A 20,302-nucleotide genomic window follows, 5' to 3' on the forward strand; every position below is an offset into this window, starting at 1 on the left:
GACATGCGTCCCAATCGTGGCAACCCCGGAAACGGCGAAGGCCGCCATGCACCGGGCATGGCGGCCTTCGGGGAGCAGGTGGTTACGCGACCGTCCAGGTGTCCTTGCCGCGCAGCAGGCCCTGCAGGTCCGGTTTGCGAGCCGCGCGGGCCTCCTCGACCTGGGCGCGGGCGCCGTCGTCGTACGTCGGGCGCTCGACCTGGCGGAGGATGCCCGTCGGGACGTGGTTGAGGTTCTGGTCGCCCAGGCGCGACAGCGCGAACGCGTACGACGTGTCCGCGATGGCCGGGTCGTGCACCACGATGTTGTCCTCGCCGATGTCCGCGACCTTGGCGACGTCCAGCCCGCCCCAGTCGCCGCGCTTGACGCCGAACTCCTGGTTGGGGCCGAAGCGGATCGGCTCGCCCGCGCGCAACGGGATCAGCCGCGTGGCGGCCTCGTCGGCGTCCTTGAGGACGTCGAACGCGCCGTCGTTGAAGATCGGGCAGTTCTGGTAGATCTCGACCAGCGCCGAGCCGCGGTGCTGCGCCGCCGCCTGCAGGACCTCGGTCAGGCCCTTGCGGTCTGAGTCCAGCGCCCGGCCCACGAACGACGCCTCCGCGCCGATCGCCAGCGAGAGCGGGTTGAACGGCGTGTCCACCGAGCCCATCGGCGTCGACTTCGTGACCATGCCCTGCCCGGACGTCGGGGAGTACTGGCCCTTGGTCAGCCCGTAGATCCGGTTGTTGAACAGCAGGATCTTGATGTTCACGTTGCGGCGCAGCGCGTGGATCAGGTGGTTGCCGCCGATGGACAGCGCGTCGCCGTCACCGGTGACGACCCACACCGACAGGTCCGGGCGCGTCGTCGCGAGCCCGGTCGCGATCGACGGCGCGCGGCCGTGGATCGAGTGCATGCCGTAGGTGTTCAGGTAGTACGGGAACCGCGACGAGCAGCCGATGCCCGAGATGAACACGATGTTCTCGCGCTTGAGGCCGAGCGTCGGCAGGAACGACTGGACCGCGTTCAGCACGACGTAGTCACCGCAGCCGGGGCACCAGCGGACTTCCTGGTCGGACTTGTAGTCCTTGGCCTTCTGCGGCTCGTCGGTGGTGGGCACAAGGTCCAGGCCACCGAGGTTGGGTATCCCCAGATCTATCGCGGTCATCGTGCCGCCTCCGTAGTAACGCCGGTGATGATCTCCGAGAACAGGTTCTGCAGCTCTTCGGCCTTGAACGGCAGGCCGGCGACCTTCGTGTGCGAGTGGACGTCCACCAGGTACTTCGCCCGCAGCAGCAGCGCGAGCTGGCCGAGGTTCATCTCCGGCACCACGACCTTGTCGTAGCTGCGCAGGATGTCGCCGAGGTTGGCCGGCAGCGGGTTGAGGTGCCGCAGGTGCGCCTGCGCGATCGGCAGGCCGAGCTTGCGCACGCGGCGGCAGGCCGCGCCGATCGGGCCGAACGACGAGCCCCAGCCCAGCGCCAGCACGCGCGCCTTGCCGCCGGAGGGGTCGTCGACGACGAGGTCGGGGACGTCGATGCCGTCGACCTTCGCCTGCCGCAGCCGGACCATCTTGTCGTGGTTGTCCGGGTCGTAGGAGATGTGGCCGGTCTTGTCGGCCTTCTCCAGCCCGCCGATGCGGTGCTGCAGCCCCGGCGTGCCCGGGATCGCCCACGCGCGGGCGAGGGTCTCGGGGTCGCGGACGTACGGCCAGAACTCGCCGGAGTCGTTGTCCGCGTTGGGTTCGGTGGCGAACTCGACGCGCAGGTCGGGCAGCTCGTCGACGTCCGGGATCAGCCACGGCTCGGAGCCGTTCGCGATCGCGCCGTCGGAGAGCAGCAGCACCGGGGTGCGGTACTTCAGCGCGATCCGGGTCGCCTCGACGGCCGCGTCGAAGCAGTCCGCCGGCGACAGCGGCGCGATGATCGGGACCGGCGACTCGCCGTTGCGGCCGAACATCGCCTGCAGCAGGTCGGCCTGCTCGGTCTTGGTCGGCAGGCCGGTGGACGGGCCGCCGCGCTGCACGTCGATGACCACCAGCGGCAGCTCCACCATCACGCCGAGGCCGACGGCTTCGGACTTCAGCGCGACACCCGGCCCGGACGTCGAGGTGACGCCGAGCGCGCCGCCGTAGGACGCGCCGAGCGCGGCGCCGATGCCGGCGATCTCGTCTTCGGCCTGGAAGGTGATGATGCCGAAGTTCTTGTGCTTGGACAGCTCGTGGAGGATGTCCGACGCCGGGGTGATCGGGTACGTGCCGAGCAGGATCTGCAGGCCGGAGCGCTGCCCGGCGGCGACGATCCCGTACGCCAGCGCGGTGTTGCCGGTGATCTGCCGGTAGGTGCCCTGGGTCAGCTTCGCCGGCGCGACCTGGAACGTCGTCGCGAACGACTCGGTGGTCTCGCCGTAGTTCCAGCCCGCGCGGAAGGCGAGGATGTTCGCCTCGGCGATGTCCGGCTTCTTCGCGAACTTCTCGCGCAGGAACCGCTCGGTGCCCTCGGTCGGCCGGTGGTACATCCAGGACAGCAGGCCGAGCGCGAACATGTTCTTGCAGCGCTCGGCGTCCTTCTTGCCGAGGCCGGTGTCGGCGAGCGCGCCCTGGGTCAGCGTCGACATGGCGACCCGGTGCACCTGGTAGGGCGCGAGCGTGTCGTCGTCCAGCGGGTCCGTCGCGTAGCCGACCTTGGTCAGGTTGCGCTTGATGAACTCGTCGGTGTTGAGGATGATCGTCCCGCCGTGCGGGACATCGGCGAGGTTCGCCTTCAGCGCGGCCGGGTTCATCGCCACCAGCACGTCCGGCCGGTCGCCGGGGGTGAGGATGTCGTAGTCGGCGAAGTGCACCTGGAAGCTCGAGACGCCGGGGATGGTGCCCTGTGGCGCGCGGATCTCGGCGGGGAAGTTCGGCATCGTCGAAAGGTCGTTGCCGAAGGCGGCGGCTTCGGACGTGAAGCGGTCGCCGGTCAGCTGCATGCCGTCACCGGAGTCGCCGGCGAACCGGATGACCACCCGGTCCAGCTTGCTGACCTCGGTCGGCCTGGTTGCGGCGAGTGAGCCGTGACCAGCGCCGTTGCCGTTCGCACTCGTGCTCATGGGTCAGGGATTCCCTCTCTCCCGACGGTACGGCTTCCGTTGGCCTGCCGGTGCCGCGGCTGCGTTCACCAGGTCTACTCCCGAGGTTAGCTCGCCCTCAACACCGATGTTGGTAGTGTCCCGGGTCTTGGGCGACCTCATCGGTGCTCTTCGATGTCCCCTCGCAGGTACGGTAGATACCTGTAACTGATCGTAACGGGTCGCTGCTGCGCTGCGTTGTGATGCGCGTCTCCCGGCAGGGTAGAGCTTCCGGCTCGAGTCACGGGCGCGAACGGATCCGGTCTCGCATCAGGGAAAGCCGTTCGGCGAACTCCGGCGACGCCAGTGACGCCAGCTGCGGCCGGATCTCGACGTCGACGGCGGCACCGTGTTCGGCCAGGCTCGCGGTGGTGCGGAGACTGCGCTTGGTGGCGAGCAGCGCTTCCCGCGGGGCGGCGACGGCGGGGTGAGCGAGGTCACGCGCCGCCGTCAGCAGTTCGTCATGGCCGCCGTCGACCACGCGCAGCGCCAGCCCGGCGCGCACCGCGGCTTCGGCGTCGAGCGGCTGCCCGAACAACGTCATGGCGGCGGCCTGCTGCGGACCGGCGAGCCGCTGGGTCATCCAGGTCATCCCGCCGCCCGGGTGCAGCCCGAGTTCGAGGAACCGGGCGACGAACTTCGCCCGTGGCCCGGCCAGCCGCACGTCGGCGGCGAGGGCGAGGTTCAGCCCGGCCCCCACGGCGGCACCTCCGACGGCGGCGATGGTCGGGAGCGCGCACCGGGCGACGGCGAGGAAGCCTTCGTAGATGGCACGCAGGCCGGGTTCGTCGGCCTTTTGCAGGGCGGACAGGTCGGCGCCGGCGCAGAAGGCGGGCGGCGTCCCGGTGACGACGACGGCGTGCACGGACTCGTCCTGTTCGGCTGCCGCGACGGCCGCGGCGAGCTGCGCGGAAAGGTCGAGGGTCAGCGCGTTGCGGCTGCCGGGCGCGTCGACGGTCAGCAGGGCGATCCCGCCGGAGTGCTCGCTGACGATGCTGTCGGTCATGGGCCCAGCGTGGCACGCTGGGTGTGTGGGGGAACTGGTCGGGGTGCTGGTCAAGGGCATCGTCGTGGTGGCGGGGAATCTGCTGACGATGATCGACACGGCCGAGCTGTTCGGCGGCCGCCGACGCCGGGCTCGCGCCGCGGCCCTGGCTCGCGGTTCCCGGGTGGAGTACCCGTGCGTGCTGCGGTCGGAGGAGCTGACGGCGGGGCGTGAGAGGCGCGGGTGGCTGGTGGTCGGGGACGGGCCGGTGCGGTGGCGGGTGTCGCGCTCGGAGCCGGTGGTGTTCGAGCCGGGGGAGCTGACGATGCAGGCGGTCGACCGGCAAGCGGTGACGTTCCACGGCGCGGGTGGCCGGACGGAGCTGCGGCTGCACCCGGACGAGGCGCCTGCGGTGCTGCGCGCGCTCGGTGGCTGAGGCGCTGGTGGCGTTGCGGCGAGGCTGGCGTTGATGCGCTGCGGTTTGCCGGCGTTCGGCGGTTGGGCGCCGGCGGTGCCGTGTGCGTTGGGTGCTTGAGGCCCTGGCGAGGTCGCCGGCGTTGGGTGACTGAGGCCGTGGCACAGGCGGCGCGACCGGCCGGCGGTGACTTTCCGCGCGGCGAGTAGCCGGGCGGAGCTGCGCTCGGACGAGGAGCCCGCGTTGCTGGCGTTGGTGGGTTGCGGCGCCCCGCGGCTCAACCGGCGTCGGGTGGCTGAGGGCGGCCTCCGGCCCCCGGTGACCAGCGTATCGGCGAGGGCCGACACTTCCGCGATCTCGGCGACCCAGGGCGCCGACTTGTCCACAAGGCCCCCGACCTGTGCACCGGCACCACTGATCCCGCCGGAACTGTCGGGCCCCGCCGATAAACTGGATACCGGGGGCCGGAGGCCTCACTGCTCCGGAGTAGGCGGCCGTTCCAGCAGCCGCGAAAGCACCACCGTCGACACCGTCCGGTCCACGATCTCCAGCCCGCGCAGCCGCTCCAGCGCCGTCTCCAGGTGGTGGATGTCCGCCGCCCGGAGGTGGACGATTGCGTCCGCCGCGCCTGACACCGTGTACGCCGCCACCACCTCCGGCAGGGGCTCCAGGCGCGCGCGGATGCGGGCCGGTGTGATGTTGCCCTGGCACGTGACCTCGACGAACGCCTCCGTTCCCCAGCCCAGCGCCTCCGGGTCGACCACCGCCGTGAAGCCGCGCAGGATGCCCGTCTCCAGCAGGCGGTCCACCCGCCTCTTCACCGCCGGCGCGGACAGGCCGACCACCTTGCCGATCTCCGCGTAGCTGGAGCGCGCGTTCGCCACGAGACACGAAACGATTCGCTGGTCGATGGTGTTCACACGCAACATTTAGCACAGATACGCGCAGCGAACAGCGATTGATTGCGATATTAGGCGCACCTTACCCTGCAACCATGCAGGCGATGCGCGTACCGACCACTCGTCGATACCTCATGTGCCCGCCGCGCTTCTTCGCGGTGGACTACGTGATCAACCCCTGGATGGACCCGACCCAGCCGGTCAGCGCCGACGTCGCCGTCGCGCAGTGGACCGAGCTGCGCGACACCTACCGCCGCCTCGGCCACACCGTCGAGGAGATCGAGCCCCAGCCCGGCCTGCCCGACATGGTCTTCGCCGCCAACTCCGGCACCGTCGTCGACGGGCGCGTGCTCGGCTCGCGGTTCCGCGCCCCGCAGCGCGCCGCGGAGGCCGAGCACTTCCGCCGCTGGTTCGTCGAACACGGCTACCGCGACATCACCATGCCGGAGAAGATCAACGAGGCCGAAGGCGACTTCGCCTGGACCGGCACCCTGCTGCTCGCCGGCACCGGCTTCCGCACCGATCCGGCCGCGCACGCCGAGGCGCAGGAGGTCCTCGGCGTCCCGGTCGTCTCGCTCCAGCTGGTCGACCCGCGCTACTACCACCTCGACACCGCGCTGTTCGTGCTCGCCGAGGCGACGGACACGACCCGCGCCCAGATCGCCTACTACCCGGACGCCTTCTCGGCCGGCTCGCGCCGCGTGCTGGAGCGGCTGTTCCCGGACGCGGTGCTCGCCACCAGGGAAGACGCCGAGTGTTTCGGGCTCAACGGGGTGTCCGACGGCCGCAACGTCGTCCTGCCGGTGGAGGCCGTCCGTCTGGGTGAACTTCTGGTCGCACGGGGGTACGAACCCGTCTACGTCGACATCTCTGAGCTGCGCAAAGCCGGCGGCGGCCCGAAGTGCTGCACGCTGGAAATCCGCAAAGGCTGAACAACGGCCGAAAACGTGTAACTCACCCGTTTGCCACCACGATTAATCGAAGTAACAAATCGACTACTCAGGGTGGCAGGCGGTGGGAGAGGTGACGGTGATCCTGGCCGTGCACGGCGTGGGCCGGCCGGCGCGCCCGCTCGACCCCGGCGAAGACGAGCGCTGGCTGACCGTCGACCAGTTCGAGCGCGTCCTCGACGTCGCCGCGGACCGCGAGGACGTCCGCTTGACCTTCGACGACGGCAACGATTCCGACGTCGAAATCGTGCTGCCGCGGCTGGCCGACCGCGGGCTGACGGCGGAGTTCTTCCCCCTGGCCGGCCGGCTCGGGCAGCGCGGCTACCTCGACCGCGACGGCCTGCGCGAGCTCGCGCGCGCCGGGATGGAGATCGGCTCGCACGGCTGGGAACCGCGGGACTGGCGGCGGCTCGACGACCGGCACGCCGACCGCGAGCTGAAGGACGCGCCGAAGCTGCTCGGCGACCTCTGCGGCCGGCCGGTGCGGCGCTACTCGCTGCCGTTCGGCGCCTACGACCGCCGGGTCCTCGCCCGGCTGCGGCAGGCGGGCGCCACCCGCGTGTACTCCAGCGACGGCGGCGCGACCCGCCGCGACGGCTGGTTGCAAGCCCGCACCGAGCTCCCGCACGACCTCGACGGCGACTGGCTCGACGGCCTGCTCGCCGGCTCCCGGCGACGGGCGACGCGCTGGGCGGACCGCCTGTTCCGCCGCGCCGCGCGGTAGCCGCCGGCTGCCCGCACATCGGGCGAACCGCCCATTCACCGCGCAGCCGGGCAAGGGCCGGATCCGGGCCCGCCGGCCGTGTCCCGGCGAACGGGACACCGCCTTCCGCGCAGCCGGTCCGATGAGCAGCCTTTTCGTCAACTTCGGCCACCTGATGGGAAATTCCCGGACCCGCGGGTCTTGAACGCGCTCGTGTCCGCGGTGCATCCTGGTGCCCCGCCGCCGTAAGGAAAGTTTCCTAACTAAAGGGAGCACCAGGAATGCGGAAACTGATCCTGCTCGCGACGCTCGCGCTGGCGGCGGCGATGATGCCGTCCGCCCTCGCGTCGGCGTCGCCCGCCCCGGCCGCCCAGCCGGCCACCGTCGCAGCCGCCCCCACCGCGGCCCAGCTTCTCGCCAAGACCACCGGCTGCCGGCAGATCTCCAACGGCAAGTACAAGACCGACGAAGACGTTTCGAGCAAAACGGTCGCCATCTGCGACGCCAACGGGGCGGTCTTCTGGAAAGCCGACATGGACATCGACTGCGACGGCCAGCGCACCTCGCAGTGCAACGAGGACACCGACTGCTGCTTCCAGGACGACACCGCCTTCCACCAGTCCGACGGCAAGCCGCTCAACGCCGCGAAGCTGCCCTACATCGTCGTGCCGAGCTCCAGCAGCATCTGGAAGTACTCCTCCTCCGGCCTCAAGGGCGGCGGTTCCTGCGCGGTGATCTACAACGGCAAGGTCGAGTACACCGTCATCGGCGACACCGGGCCGTCGCAGATCATCGGTGAAGCCTCCTACGCGACGGCGAAGGACCTCGGCATCAACCCGGACCCGTCCAACGGCGGCACCGACTCCGGCGTGACCTACATCTGCTTCAAGAACTCGACCGTCTCGCCGATCGAGAACCACGCCAATGCGGTCAGCAAGGGGCAAAGCCTCGCCACCACCTTCGTGAACAACAACTGACACCTATTCACCGTCCGGCGGCGAACCGTGGCTGACACCCACGGTTCGCCGCCGGATCGAGACGCAATTCTCACTCGAATCCCTTGCGTCTCACCGCAGTCTCACGCCGTCCCCCGTTCGCCGCTGGCGCGGTAACGATCCAGGGGTGCCCGCCGACCAACTTGAGGGTCGCGCGGAATAGCGGAGGTTTTGGCGTGAAGATCAGTGTCTTCGGGCTCGGTTACGTCGGCTGTGTCTCCGCCGCGTGCCTGGCGGGGCAGGGACACCGGGTGGTCGGCGTGGACGTCAACCCGGTGAAGATCGACCTCATCACCCAGGGCAACGCCCCGGTGGTCGAGGAGCGGATCGGCGAGCTGACCGCCGAAGTGGTCGCGAGCGGCGCGCTGAGAGCCACCACGGACGTCGCGGAAGCGGTCGCCGACAGTGAGATCTCGCTGGTCTGCGTCGGGACGCCGTCGGCGTCGAACGGGAGCCTGTCCACGGTCTACCTCGAGCGCGTGGCCGAGGAGATCGGGGAAGCGCTCGCCGCGAAGAGTGAGCGGCACACCGTCGTCTTCCGCAGCACGATGCTGCCCGGCACCTGCCTCGACCTGCTGGTCCCGATCCTGGAGAAGGCTTCGGGCCGCACCGCCGGGGTCGATTTCGGCGTCGCGGTGAACCCGGAGTTCCTGCGCGAGGGCACCAGCGTCCGCGACTTCTTCGACCCGCCGAAGACCGTGATCGGCGAGATCGACGCGGCCAGCGGGGACGCCGTCGCCGGGCTGTACGAGGGGCTGCCCGGCCCGGTGTTCCGGGTGCCGATCCCGGTCGCGGAAATGACGAAGTACGCCGACAACTCCTTCCACGGCCTGAAGATCGGTTTCGCGAACGAGCTCGGCGCGATCTGCCGCGCGCTGGGCCTCGACTCGCACCAGGTGATCGACGTCTTCCTCGCCGACACCAAGCTGAACATCAGCCCGGCCTACCTGAAGCCCGGGTTCGCCTTCGGCGGCTCGTGCCTGCCGAAGGACCTGCGCGGGCTCGTCTACGCCGCGCACCGCGCCGACGTCAACGTCCCGATCCTGTCGCACGTGCTCGCGTCGAACGACGAGCACCTGCAGCGGGCGTTCGACCTGGTCGCGCGCACCGGCAAGCGCAAGGTCGGCCTGTTCGGGCTGTCGTTCAAGCCGGGCACCGACGACCTGCGCGAGTCGCCGCTGGTCGAGCTGGCCGAGAAGCTGCTCGGCAAGGGCTACGACCTGAAGATCTACGACGCCAACGTCAGCCTCTCGCGGCTGATGGGCGCCAACCGCGAGTACATCGAGAGCCGGCTGCCGCACCTCGGCCAGCTGCTCGCCGGGACCGTCGAAGAAGTCGTGAACCACGCCGACGTCCTGCTCGTGGGCACCAAAGACCCGGACGTGCTGGCGGCGCTGCCGCACGGCCGGGAGATCGTCGACCTCGTCCGCCTGCCCGACGCCGCGGAGCGTCGCCTTGAAGAGGGATACGCCGGCCTTGCCTGGTAAAGCGCTCATCCTCGTCGAAAACCTTTCCGTCCCGTTCGACCGGCGGGTCTGGCAGGAGTCCACGACCCTGCGCGACGCCGGGTGGGAAGTCCACGTGATCTGCCCGCAGGGCACGAAACGCGACACCGAGGCCGAAGCCGTCGTCGACGGCGTCCACATCCACCGCTACCCGCTCACGGCGGCGACCGGCGGCCCGGCCGGCTACCTGCAGGAGTACGGCAGCGCGCTGTGGCACACGCTGCGGCTGGCCCGGAAGGTCGGGCCGGTCGACGTCGTGCACGCCTGCAACCCGCCGGACCTGCTGTACCTGGTCGCGAAATACCTGAAGCGGCAGGGCGCGCGGTTCATCTTCGACCAGCACGACCTCTGCCCGGAGCTGTACCTCTCGCGGTTCGACCGCGGGCAGGACCTGCTTTACCGCGGGGTGTGTGCGCTCGAACGCGCCACCTACCGCGCCGCCGACGTCGTGATCTCGACGAACGAGAGCTACAAGCAGGTCGCCCGGATCCGCGGTGGCAAGAAGCCCGAGGACGTCTTCGTGGTGCGCAGCGCCCCGGTCGTCGAGCGGTTCCACGAGGTGCCGGCCGAGCCCGAGCTCAAGAAGGGCAAGCCGTACCTGCTCGCGTACCTGGGCGTGATGGGCCCGCAGGACGGCGTCGACTACGCCCTGCGCGCGCTCGCGAAGCTGCGTGACGAGGTCGGCCGCACCGACTGGCACGCGGTGTTCGTCGGCTCGGGCGACGCGTTCGACGACATGGTCGCGCTGTCGGCGAAGCTCGGGCTGGCCAACCAGGTCGAGTTCACCGGCCGGATCTCCGACGAGGACCTGGTCCGCTACCTGTCCACCGCCGACGTCTGCCTGTCGCCGGACCCGCTGAACCCGCTGAACGACGTCTCCACGATGAACAAGGTCATGGAGTACATGGCGATGAGCAAGCCGATCGTCTCGTTCGAGCTGCGGGAAGCGCGGGTGTCCGCCGGGGAGGCCGCGGTCTACGCCCCGGCGAACGACGAATCGGCGTTCGCGAAACTCGTCGCCCAGCTGCTCGACGACCCCGAGGAGCGGGCCCGGATGGGTAAACTCGGCCAGGCCAGGGTGGCTGGTCCGCTCTCCTGGGAGAACTCCGCGAAGGCCCTGCTGGCCGCGTATGAGCACGCTGTGAAGTCCTGATCGCCGTTCGGTCAAGAACCCACCGGACGTGTAACCAATGCTCTCGGTCTTACGACGACTCCGGTAACCGGCCGATCAACTGAACCCGTTCGGCGTACCCGGCTCAGGAATGGAGACCCCGCCGTTGACTGACGACACGGTGCGCCTGGCCCTGGTCGGGCAGGTCCTGCGACGGCGATGGCGGCTGCTGGCCGCCCTCGCCGTCTTGGGCGCGCTGGTCGGCGCCGGAGCGTCGATCCTGTTCTCGCCCGGCTACAAGACGACCGCGGGCGTGCTGCTCCAAGGCCCGCGTCAGGCCGACGAGCTGCTGACCCAGGCGGACATCGCGAAGGCCTCGGTCGTGCTCGACCGCGCCGCGGCCGTGCTGCCGTGGCACCCGAGCGGCGCCGACCTGAAGGACCAGGTCAGCACGTCGGTGGCGCAGAGCAACGTCGTGACGATCACCGTCTCGGCCGACACCGCCGAGCACGCCCAGCAGCTCGCCGACCAGGTCGCCCAGCAGTACGTCAAGTTCTCCACGCAGCTGGCGACCAACTCCGCCGACGCCTCGGTGCAGCTCGCCCAGGAGCAGCGCGAGTCGCTGCGCCAGCAGGTCAAGCTGACGACGGAACGGATCAGCGACCTCGCCAAGAACGTCGGCGGCAACCTCACGGTGGAGAGCGTGCAGGTCCGCACCCAGCTCGAGGGGCTGAAGACGTCACTGGAGCAGGCGATCAACGACCTGAACCAAGCGGACCTGGCCACCGGCGTCGGCAACACCGTGGTGCTCGGGCCGTCCCAGCGCCCGACGTCGCCGGCGGCGCCGACGATGACGCAGCTCGTCGCCGGGGGCGCGGTGCTGTTCTTCCTCGCGGGCGTGTTCGGCCACCTGTTCACCGCCCGGACCGACCGGCGCCTGCGTGGCGAGCCGGAGATCGCCTCCGCGCTCGGCGCGCCGATCCTCGCCGGCGTCGACGTCACCACCCCGCAGGGTGATCGCGCCCCGGCCACCGGCTTCGTCGGCAAGGTGCGGCGCCTGCTCGGCGGCGACCGGCCGTGGGTGCTGCCGCCGGTCGCCACCTCGGCCGACGAGGTCAACCGCGACATCCGCTACCGCCGGGTGCTGGCGCGGCTGGCCACCGGCCCCGCCGACCTCCTGCTGCTGGTGGCCGACGACGACGAGACCGGGCGCCTGGCCGCCGAGCAGCTCGCCGAGCTGGCCGACCGGCTGTCCGTGCCGCTGCGTGTCTTCGAATACTCGGCCGACCGGCCGACGGTGCCGGACGCCACGGCGAGCTCCGGCGTCCTGGTCGTGCTGGGCGCCGGCACGCGCACCGCGTGGCAGCTCGTCCGGCTCGCCGAGGCCTGCACCGACGGCGGCCAGGAGATCGTCGGCGCCGTCCTCACCCACCCCGTCCGGCCGAGCGCGCCGGAGAAACCCGGACCAGCGGCGGAAGCCCCCGAGAAAGCCTTGGCAGGTTCGGCGTGACGAATACCCCCGAAACCCCGGCGGCGCCGCTCATCGACCTTCAGCGCCTGTTCGTCGCGATCCGCCGCCGCAAGCGGGTCTGGCTGGCCACCGCGCTGCTCGGGCTCATCGCCGGTGCGGTGCTCGCGGTCGTGCTGCCCGCGCCGCCGACCGCGGTCGCCAAGGTGATCGTGGTCCACCAGGATGACTCGCCGACCGACAGCGGCACGCTGATGCGCACCGACGTCGCCGTGCTGCAGACCACCCAGATCGCCGGCGCCGCGCTCAAGAAGCTGGGCAGCACCGATTCGCCCGAAGAGTTCATGAAGAACTACGCGGGCCTCGGGCTGACGAACAACATCCTGCAGATCACCGTCAAGGCGAAGACCAACGAAGAGGCCGTGGCCCGGGCGCAGGCGCTGGCCGAGACGTTCATCGCCGACCACGTCAAGCGCAGCCAGGCGGCCGCGGCCGCCCAGTCGCAGGCCATCCTCGACCAGCGCAAGAACGCCCAGGACGAGCTGGGCAAGGTCGAGCAGCAGATCGTCCAGGAGGAGGGCAAGGGGCGCCAGGCCAGCCAGCCCACCCTCGAAAGCCTGTACAGCCGCCGCGCCGCGCTCACCGCGCAGATCTCGGACTTCACCTCGCGCGCCCAGCAGGCCGGTATCGGCAGCCCGCAGGTCGCCGCGGGCACCCAGATCGTCGACGCGGCCCGTGTGCTGCCCAAAGCGTTCCTCAAGACCACCGCGACGAACGCCGGCATCGGGTTCGCGCTCGGCCTGGCCCTCGGGCTCGCGTTCGTCGCCGTCGGCGCGGTTTCGCGCGATCGGCCGGTGCTGCGCCGCGAGATCTCGACGCACCTCGGCGCGTCGGTGATCGCGCAGCTGCCGTCGAAGCTGCGGGGCCCCGCCCGGCTGTGGCGGCGCTCGCGCGCGGTCGCCGAACGCAAGCGCGTCGCCACGACGCTGGTCCGCCTGATCAAGCAGGACCCGCGCGAGGTGTCGCTGCTGGAACTCGGTGCCCCGAAGGTCGCCGCCGCGCTCAGCCTGGACATCGCCGCGGAGCTGGCGGCCGACGGCGCGGCGAGCGTCGTCGACGACCTGCCGGGCGAGGATGTCCGCAAGCTCGCGCAGGAGATGAAGAGCGACGTCTCCGTGGTCGCCGCCGGCGATCCCGCCGGGACGCCGGAAGAGCGCCGCGTCGGCGTCGGCACAGTGTCGCCGGGCACGGCGTGGACCGACCTGGAGCACCTCGGCAAGGAAACCGTGCTGGTCGTGAAGTCCGGGCACGCGAACACGCTGTGGCTGCACACCGTCGCGCGGCAGCTGGCCGACCAGGAGATCCCGATCGTCGGCATCGTGCTGGTCGACCCGGACCCGCGCGACAAGTCCGACGGGACGCTGTGGGACGGCCTGCACACGGCGCTGCGCGGACGCGGCCGGAAGGCCACCGCGGCCCCGCCGGCCCCGGCCGAGCGCGAAGACGACCTGGACAAGCTGGTCGCCCGCATCGCCGAGCGCGTCGCCAGGACCGAAGCGCCGACGCGCCGGTTCACCCCGGTCCGGCCGGTGCTTCAGCCGCCGCACACCACGCCCAGGCCCCCGGCCTCGCCGCTGCCGCCGCCCGGCAGCGTGAGCGTCCCGGACCACCTGAACGCACCGACGAAGAAGTTCGCCCCGGTCAAGCCCCCGAAGCGGCCGTCGCCGTTCAAGCGCGACCACGGCGAACCGAGCCACAAGGGCGATCTCGACGCCGACCTCGAACCCGAAAAGAGAGCGCTGTGACAACCGGGGGCTTCGCCCCGGGCCGGGGGTTCCGCCACCCAGACCCCCGAAAAGAGTGCGTGAGTCTCCTGACCCGCGCCGCGACCGAAGGGGAACGCACTCCATGTGCGGCATCGCAGGCACCTACCTCTGGCCGGACGGCGGGCCGCTCACCGACCGGCTGACCAAGACACTGGCCCACCGCGGCCCGGACGGCTCCGGCCGCTACGAGCACGCGGCCGGCCCCGGCTCCGTGCACCTGGGCCACCGGCGGCTTTCGATCATCGACCTGTCCGAGACCGGCGCCCAGCCGATGGCTCTCGACGGGCTCGCGCTCAGTTACAACGGCGAGCTGTACAACGCCCCCGAGCTGCGGGCCGAGCTTTCCGCGGCCGGCGTCCGCTTCCGCGGGACGTCCGACACCGAGGTGCTGCTGCAGGCGTGGCGGCGCTGGGGCACGGACTGCCTGCCCAAGCTGCGCGGGATGTTCGCCTTCGCGCTGTTCGAGGAGGGCACCGGCGAGCTGTTCCTGGTCCGCGACCAGCTGGGCATCAAGCCGCTGTTCTTCGTGCAGCGGAACGGCGGCGTCGCGTTCGCCTCCGAGCTGAAGGCGCTCGCCGGCGAGCTGAGCGGGTCGCTGCAGGTCGACAACGCGGCCCTGATCGCGTCGCTGCTCTACTACTGGGTGCCGGACAGCCGGTGCGCCTACCAGGGCGCGGAGAAGCTGCAGCCGGGCACGTGGCTGCGCTGCCGCCCGGACGGCCAGGTCGACCGCGGCCGGTTCTGGTCGCTGCGGGAGGTCGCCGAGGAGGGTGCGGCCTTCGACGGCGAGGTCGACCTGCACGCGGTGATCAGCGAGTCGACGGCCAAGCACCTGCTCTCCGACGTCCCGGTGGCGACGTTCCTCTCGGGCGGGCTGGACTCCAGCTACCTGACGGCGCTGGCCGCCCGGTCGCAGCCCGGGATTTCGGCCTACACCATCGGGTTCCGGGCCGAGGACGCGAAGTTCGAGGCCATGCCGGACGACCTTCGCTACGCGCGGATCGTCGCCGAGCAGTTCGGCGTCGACCTGCACGAAATCGAGATCGCGCCGCAGGTGCTCGACCTGCTGCCGAAGATGACCTACCACCTCGACGAGCCGATCGGCGACCCGGCGGCGATCAACTCGTTCCTGATCTGCTCGGCCGCGCGCGAGGCCGGCGTCAAGGTGATGCTGTCCGGGATGGGCGCCGACGAGCTGTTCGCCGGCTACCGCAAGCACCTCGCGAACCTGATCGCGCTGCGCTACCACAAGGTGCCGGGCGCGGTCCGGCGCCCGGTCGAGTCCATTGTGGACCGGCTGCCGGTGGCGTCGGCCAAGCGCGGGTACCGGTCGGTGCGGTTCGCCAAGCGGTTCCTCTCCTTCGCGGGCCTGCCCGAGGAGACGGCGTTCCGCCGCAGCTATACCATGTACGACCGCGCGGAGCTGCTCTCGCTGGTGAACCCGGATCTCGCGCCTTCCGTGGACGACGTCCTGACCGAGCACGCGGACACGTACAACGACCAGGCTTTGGACGACTTCGTCAACCGGATGTGCCTGGCCGACTCGCGGATGTTCCTGCCGGGGCTGAACCTGACCTACACCGACCGTTCGACGATGGCGGCGTCCACCGAGGTGCGGACGCCGTTCGTCGACGTCGAGGTCGTGCGCGCGGCGTTCAAGATCAAGGGGAACCAGAAGATCGTCGGCCGCGCGGGCAAGGTCGCGCTGAAGAACGCGGCGCTGAACATCCTGCCGAGCGAGATCGTGCACCGGCCGAAGGGCCTGTTCAGCGCGCCGCTGCGGGCCTGGATGAGCCGCGACCTGGCGCCGCTGGTGCGCGAAGTCGTCAACGACGGCGTGCTCGTTTCGTCCGGTTTCCTGCAGCGGGAAGCGTTGCAGCGCATGGTCGCCGAGGACGCCGCCGGCCAGGAAGACCGCGGCAAGCACCTCTGGCACGTCTTGACTCTTGAGTATTGGTACCGGAACGCGATGTCTGGAGCGGGAGCGAAGTGAAGCAGGTAGTCCAGAACTACAAGAGCGGGGAACTGGCGCTCCTCGACGTGCCCGAGCCGGCCTGCAAGCCGGGTGGCGTGCTGGTGCGGACGGTGTACTCGCTGATTTCGACCGGCACCGAGATGATGAAGGTGTCCGAGGCCAGCATGTCGCTGGTGGGCAAGGCGAAGGCCCGCCCCGACCAGGTCGCGAAGGTCATGCAGAGCGTCGCCACGAACGGCCTTTCGGCGACCTACCGCAAGGTGACGTCCAAACTGGACTCATACACCCCGCTCGGCTACTCGCTGTGCGGCGTCGTCGAGCAGGTCGGCGAGGGCATCACCGACGTGAAGGTGGGCGACCTCGTCGCGTGCGCGGGCAACGAGCACGCGCTGCACGCCGAGCTGAACTGGGTGCCCAAGAACCTCTACTCGCCGGTGCCCGCCGGCGTCGACCCGCGGCACGCCGCGTTCGGCACCGTCGGGTCCATCGCGATGCAGGGCGTGCGCCGCGGCGAGCCGCAGATCGGCGACGTCGCCCTGGTCATCGGCCTCGGCCTGATCGGCCAGCTGGTGGTGCAGCTGCTGGCGTCGTCCGGCGTGCGCGTCGTCGGCGTCGACCCCGACCCGGACCGGTGCAAGCTCGCCGAGAGCCTCGGCGCGCTGACGTGCGCGCACCCGGCGTCCGGCATCGTGGACACGGCCGTGGACGAGCTGACGCACGGCGCGGGCGTCGACCAGACGTACCTGGCCGCGGGCGGCAACACGAACGACCCGGTGGAGCTGGCCGCGAAGCTCTCGCGCGACCGCGGCCGGGTGATCGACATCGGCAAGTGCAAGCTCGACCTGCCGTGGAACGCCTACTACGAGAAGGAACTGGACGTCCGGTTCTCCCGGTCGTACGGGCCGGGCCGCTACGACCCGTCGTACGAGCTCGAGGGCCGTGACTACCCGATCGGCCAGGTCCGCTGGACCGAGCGCCGCAACCTCGAGTGCGTGCTGGACCTGATCGCGCGCGACCGGCTGGACGTCGAGCCGCTGATCACGCACGTCTCGGACTTCTCTGCTGCTGTCGACACGTACAAGTCCTTGAACGAGGGCTCGCTGAAGGCGGTGGCGGTGCTGTTCCGCTACCCGGACGCGGTCGCCCGGACGGAGCCCGTGGTCACCTCGGCCCGGGTCGGGGTGACGTCGTCGTCCGCGGCGGCTCTGCCGGCGGGGCAGCCCGTGCGGCTGGGCTTCATCGGGGCGGGGAACTACGCGTCGTCGATGCTGCTGCCGCACCTGGTGGAGCGCGCGGACGTGGAGCTCAAGCACGTCGCGACGACGTCGGCGCTGTCCGGCGCCAACGCACGGCGCAAGTTCGGCTTCGCGGCGGCGTCGACGGACATCGACGACGTCCTCGGCGACTCGTCGATCGACGCGGTGTTCGTCGTGACGCGGCACAGCTCGCACGCCGAGCTCACCCGCCAGGCGTTGCTCGCGGGCAAGACGGTGTTCGTCGAGAAGCCGCTGGCGCTGTCGGCTCCGGAGCTGCAGAAGGTGCTGGACGCGATCGAGGAGTCCGGCAACGACCGGCTCCAGGTCGGCTTCAACCGCCGGTTCGCCCCGCTGCTGCACGAGGCCCGCGAGCAGTTCGGCCCGCGCGTCGGCCCGGCGAGCGTGCGGTACCTGGTCAACGCGGGCCGCCTCGACCACGGCAGCTGGTACAACCAGACGGATTCGGAAGGTTCCCGTTTCGCGGGCGAGGGTGGGCACTTCATCGACACGGTGAGCTGGCTGCTCGACGCGGATCCGGTCTCGGTGTACGCGACGGGCGACCTCCAGGTGACCCTCGGCTACCCGGACGGCTCGACGGCGGTCATCACGTACGCGGAGACAGGCTCGTCGGGCTTCCCGAAGGAGACCCTGGACCTGACGGCCGACGGCAAGGTCCTGAAGTTCGACGACTTCGTCCGCGCATCGGTGTACTCGCGCAAGAAGTGGGCCAGCTCGCGCATCCCCAAGGGCCGCGACAAGGGCCAGGCGGCGGAGGTCGACGCGTTCCTGTCGGCGGTCCGGACGGGCTCGCCGATGCCGATCTCGATCGATTCGCTGGCCGCGACGACGCTGGCGACCTTGGCCGCGCAGACGAGCGCCGCGAACGCGGCCCCGGTGCGGATCGAGCTGCCGCGGAAGACGGGTGCCCCGGCATGAGAAGCGCCGCGTCGCTCGGGCCGGCATCGCCGCGCAGGGACACGCCGGGCGTGGCAGTGGTCCGGCGGGCGCTGTCGTGCGGGGCCGTGCCGAGCGTGGCACCGGCGCGGCCGGCGGTCGGGGGCCGGCCGTGATGGGGCCCGGCTGGTACCTGCGCCGGCTGTCCCGGATGGGGCCGGCGGAGGTCGTCGGGCGCGCGCGGCATGCCGTTGTCCAACGGCAGTGGCGGTCCGCGCTGCCGACTCCGCCCGACTGGCCGTCGCACCCCCGCTTCACCGCGGCGCTGCCCGCCGGCGTGCTGGGCAAGGTGTCCGGGGAGGCGGTTTCGCGGCTCCTGGCCACGGCCGATGAGCTGATGGCGGGCCGTGCGGAGTTCTTCGGTGTCGAGCGCACGGATTTCGAGGCACCCGACTGGTTCCTCGACCCCAAGACCGGGCGTCGCGCGCCCTCGGACGTGTACGCGTTCGACGTGCCGTACCGGTCCGAGGACACGGTCGGCGACATCAAGCAGATCTGGGAGCCGTCGCGGCACCAGCACCTCACCGTGCTGGCCGCGGCGTACGCCCTGACCGGGTCTTCCGCCTACGCCGCGCGCGCCGCCGAGCACCTGCGATCGTGGTGGGCCGCCAACCCGCCGTTGCGGGGGCCGCACTGGGTGAGCGGCATCGAGCTGGGCATCCGGCTCCTCTCGTGGGTCTGGACGCGCCGGCTGCTCGACGGCTGGCCGGGCGTGGCCGAGCTGTTCGAGGAGAACCCGGACTTCCAGCTCCAGCTGTGGCACCACCAGAACTGGCTCGCGACGCTGCGCAGCCACGGTTCGTCGGCGAACAACCACGTGATCGCCGAGGACGCCGGGCTGCTGGCCGCGGCGTGCGCGTTCGGCTGGTTCCCGGAGTCGGCGGGCTGGCGGGCCGAAGCGATGCGCTCGCTGGACCTCCAGCTGGGACGCAACACGTTCGCGTCCGGTCTCAACGCGGAACTGGCGTCCGAGTACCACGGCCTGGTGCTGGAGCTGGGCCTGGCGGCGGCGGCCGAGGCCGACGCCGCGGGCACCCCGGTGCCGGATACGACGTGGGACGTCCTGCTCCGGATGACCGACGCGCTGGCGTCCATTGTGGACAACCGGCTGCGGCCGCCGCGCCAGGGCGACGCCGACGACGGCTTCGGCCTGATCGTCGACGGCGCTTCCACCGACCGCTGGGCATCGCTGCTGGCTTCGGGGGAGGCGCTGTTCGGCCGCCTGGACTGGTGGCCTGCCATCCCGGGCGACGACGTGCGGACACCGCTGCTGGCGTCTTTGGTGTCGCGCACCCCGCGGGCTTCGGGCGTTCGCCCGGGCCGCCGCCCCGCGCACCTGCGGGACGCGGGGATGACGATCCTGCGTTCGGGCCCGGTGTGGGTCCGCTGCGACGGTGGCCCCCACGGGTTCCTCTCGATCGCGGCCCACGCCCACGCGGACGCGTTGTCGCTGGAAGTCCGCCACGACGGCGTGGACGTGCTGGCCGACCCGGGCACGTTCTGCTACCACGGCGAGCCGCAGTGGCGGTCGTACTTCCGGTCGACGCTGGGGCACAACACGCTCGAGCTGGCCGGCCGCGACCAGTCGGTTTCGGGCGGCCCGTTCCTGTGGACCCGCCACGCGGTGACGAAGGTGCTGGCGGTCCACACCCCGGACGACGGCCCGTCCCGCTGGTCGGCCGCCCACGACGGCTACGCCCCGGCGGTCCACCGCCGCACGGTCGAGCTGGACGGCGAGGTGCTGAGGATCGTCGACGAGGTGCTGGGCGAAGGGGCACCGGGAGCGGCCCGGCTGGCGTTCCACTTCGGCCCGTCGGTGACGGTCATGCTCGACGGCACCACGGCCCGTCTCCGCTGGCCGGCCGGTGCTGGTTCGCCGCTCGCCGGCGCGAGGAGCAAGTCCGGTTCCCCGGCTCCCGGCGGCGGACGTTCGGCCGGTTCCGCCGCCGATCCGCTCGTCGGGCGGGTTTCCGGTTCCCTCACCGGTGCCGGAAGCGCGGTGCGCACCGCCGTCATGGAGTTGCCGTCCGAACTCTCCTGGACCGTGCACCGGGGCGATACCGAGCCGCCGTTGGGCTGGTACTCCGCCGGGTTCGGGCGGAAGGAACCCGCCACCACCCTTGTCGGCTCCGGGCTGCCCGGACACCTCACCACCTTGCTCCGCTTCAGTTAG

General features: G+C 71.0%; 15 protein-coding genes. 11 read left to right on the forward strand and 4 right to left on the reverse strand.

What is annotated here, in order from left to right; genetic code table 11:
- Positions 1–82: 82 nt before the first annotated feature.
- From ACWED2_RS20265 to ACWED2_RS20275, 3 genes are all read right to left on the reverse strand, one after another.
- Positions 83–1,147, reverse strand: a complete 1,065-nt coding sequence (locus ACWED2_RS20265) for a 2-oxoacid:ferredoxin oxidoreductase subunit beta (protein ID WP_449692021.1) — start codon at positions 1,145–1,147, stop codon at positions 83–85.
- Positions 1,144–3,069 (reverse strand): 2-oxoacid:acceptor oxidoreductase subunit alpha, encoded by a 1,926-nt coding sequence (locus ACWED2_RS20270; RefSeq protein ID WP_449692022.1) that lies wholly within the window; start codon positions 3,067–3,069, stop codon positions 1,144–1,146. The genes ACWED2_RS20265 and ACWED2_RS20270 overlap by 4 nt, the downstream gene beginning before the upstream one ends.
- A 259-nt stretch (positions 3,070–3,328) precedes the next feature.
- Positions 3,329–4,093 (reverse strand): enoyl-CoA hydratase, encoded by a 765-nt coding sequence (locus ACWED2_RS20275; protein WP_449692023.1) that lies wholly within the window; start codon positions 4,091–4,093, stop codon positions 3,329–3,331.
- 25 nt (positions 4,094–4,118) lie between these two features.
- Here ACWED2_RS20275 and ACWED2_RS20280 point away from each other — a divergent pair, with 25 nt between their 5' ends.
- Positions 4,119–4,508 carry a hypothetical protein gene (locus ACWED2_RS20280; RefSeq protein ID WP_449692025.1) on the forward strand — a complete coding sequence of 130 codons (390 nt, stop codon included), beginning with the start codon at positions 4,119–4,121 and terminating at the stop codon, positions 4,506–4,508.
- Positions 4,509–4,960: 452 nt separating this feature from the next.
- On the opposite strand, the gene ACWED2_RS20285 is transcribed toward ACWED2_RS20280, so the two are convergent.
- Entirely contained in the window at positions 4,961–5,407 is a 447-nt protein-coding gene (locus ACWED2_RS20285) for an Lrp/AsnC family transcriptional regulator (protein WP_033261465.1), read from the reverse strand.
- An 83-nt stretch (positions 5,408–5,490) separates the two neighbouring features.
- Between ACWED2_RS20285 and ddaH the strand changes: the two genes are divergently transcribed.
- From ddaH to ACWED2_RS20335, 10 genes are all read left to right on the forward strand, one after another.
- Positions 5,491–6,318: a dimethylargininase gene (gene ddaH, locus ACWED2_RS20290; RefSeq protein WP_449692026.1), complete on the forward strand. Its 828-nt coding sequence runs from the start codon at positions 5,491–5,493 to the stop codon at positions 6,316–6,318.
- Between the two features lie 82 nt (positions 6,319–6,400).
- Positions 6,401–7,060 carry a polysaccharide deacetylase family protein gene (locus ACWED2_RS20295; RefSeq protein ID WP_449692027.1) on the forward strand — a complete coding sequence of 220 codons (660 nt, stop codon included), beginning with the start codon at positions 6,401–6,403 and terminating at the stop codon, positions 7,058–7,060.
- 260 nt (positions 7,061–7,320) lie between these two features.
- Entirely contained in the window at positions 7,321–8,016 is a 696-nt protein-coding gene (locus ACWED2_RS20300) for a glycoside hydrolase family 75 protein (RefSeq protein WP_449692029.1), read from the forward strand.
- Positions 8,017–8,210: 194 nt separating this feature from the next.
- Positions 8,211–9,521, forward strand: coding sequence for a nucleotide sugar dehydrogenase (locus ACWED2_RS20305; protein ID WP_449692030.1), 1,311 nt, complete (start codon positions 8,211–8,213; stop codon positions 9,519–9,521).
- Entirely contained in the window at positions 9,511–10,692 is a 1,182-nt protein-coding gene (locus tag ACWED2_RS20310; protein WP_449692031.1) for a glycosyltransferase family 4 protein, read from the forward strand. Before ACWED2_RS20305 ends, ACWED2_RS20310 begins: the two co-directional genes overlap by 11 nt.
- Before the next feature lie 109 nt (positions 10,693–10,801).
- A complete protein-coding gene (locus ACWED2_RS20315) occupies positions 10,802–12,160 on the forward strand; it encodes an exopolysaccharide biosynthesis protein (RefSeq protein ID WP_449692032.1) in 1,359 nt (452 codons plus the stop codon).
- Positions 12,157–13,923 (forward strand): Wzz/FepE/Etk N-terminal domain-containing protein, encoded by a 1,767-nt coding sequence (locus ACWED2_RS20320; protein WP_449692033.1) that lies wholly within the window; start codon positions 12,157–12,159, stop codon positions 13,921–13,923. The genes ACWED2_RS20315 and ACWED2_RS20320 overlap by 4 nt, the downstream gene beginning before the upstream one ends.
- A 103-nt stretch (positions 13,924–14,026) precedes the next feature.
- Positions 14,027–15,937 carry an asparagine synthase (glutamine-hydrolyzing) gene (gene asnB, locus ACWED2_RS20325; protein WP_449692034.1) on the forward strand — a complete coding sequence of 637 codons (1,911 nt, stop codon included), beginning with the start codon at positions 14,027–14,029 and terminating at the stop codon, positions 15,935–15,937.
- Positions 15,934–18,111 (forward strand): bi-domain-containing oxidoreductase, encoded by a 2,178-nt coding sequence (locus ACWED2_RS20330; RefSeq protein ID WP_449692035.1) that lies wholly within the window; start codon positions 15,934–15,936, stop codon positions 18,109–18,111. Before asnB ends, ACWED2_RS20330 begins: the two co-directional genes overlap by 4 nt.
- Before the next feature lie 133 nt (positions 18,112–18,244).
- A complete protein-coding gene (locus ACWED2_RS20335) occupies positions 18,245–20,302 on the forward strand; it encodes an alginate lyase family protein (protein WP_449692093.1) in 2,058 nt (685 codons plus the stop codon).

The organism is Amycolatopsis sp. NPDC005003, from assembly GCF_053600695.1.

What these genes read in the sequence shown, in the direction of transcription:
- ACWED2_RS20265 (WP_449692021.1), bottom strand. Translation starts at nt 1,147, where the DNA reads ATGACCGCGATAGATCTGGGGATACCCAACCTCGGTGGCCTGGACCTT.
- ACWED2_RS20270 (WP_449692022.1), bottom strand. Translation starts at nt 3,069, where the DNA reads ATGAGCACGAGTGCGAACGGCAACGGCGCTGGTCACGGCTCACTCGCC.
- ACWED2_RS20275 (WP_449692023.1), bottom strand. Translation starts at nt 4,093, where the DNA reads ATGACCGACAGCATCGTCAGCGAGCACTCCGGCGGGATCGCCCTGCTG.
- ddaH (WP_449692026.1), top strand. Translation starts at nt 5,491, where the DNA reads ATGCGCGTACCGACCACTCGTCGATACCTCATGTGCCCGCCGCGCTTC.
- ACWED2_RS20300 (WP_449692029.1), top strand. Translation starts at nt 7,321, where the DNA reads ATGCGGAAACTGATCCTGCTCGCGACGCTCGCGCTGGCGGCGGCGATG.
- ACWED2_RS20315 (WP_449692032.1), top strand. Translation starts at nt 10,802, where the DNA reads ATGGAGACCCCGCCGTTGACTGACGACACGGTGCGCCTGGCCCTGGTC.
- asnB (WP_449692034.1), top strand. Translation starts at nt 14,027, where the DNA reads ATGTGCGGCATCGCAGGCACCTACCTCTGGCCGGACGGCGGGCCGCTC.
- ACWED2_RS20335 (WP_449692093.1), top strand. Translation starts at nt 18,245, where the DNA reads ATGGGGCCCGGCTGGTACCTGCGCCGGCTGTCCCGGATGGGGCCGGCG.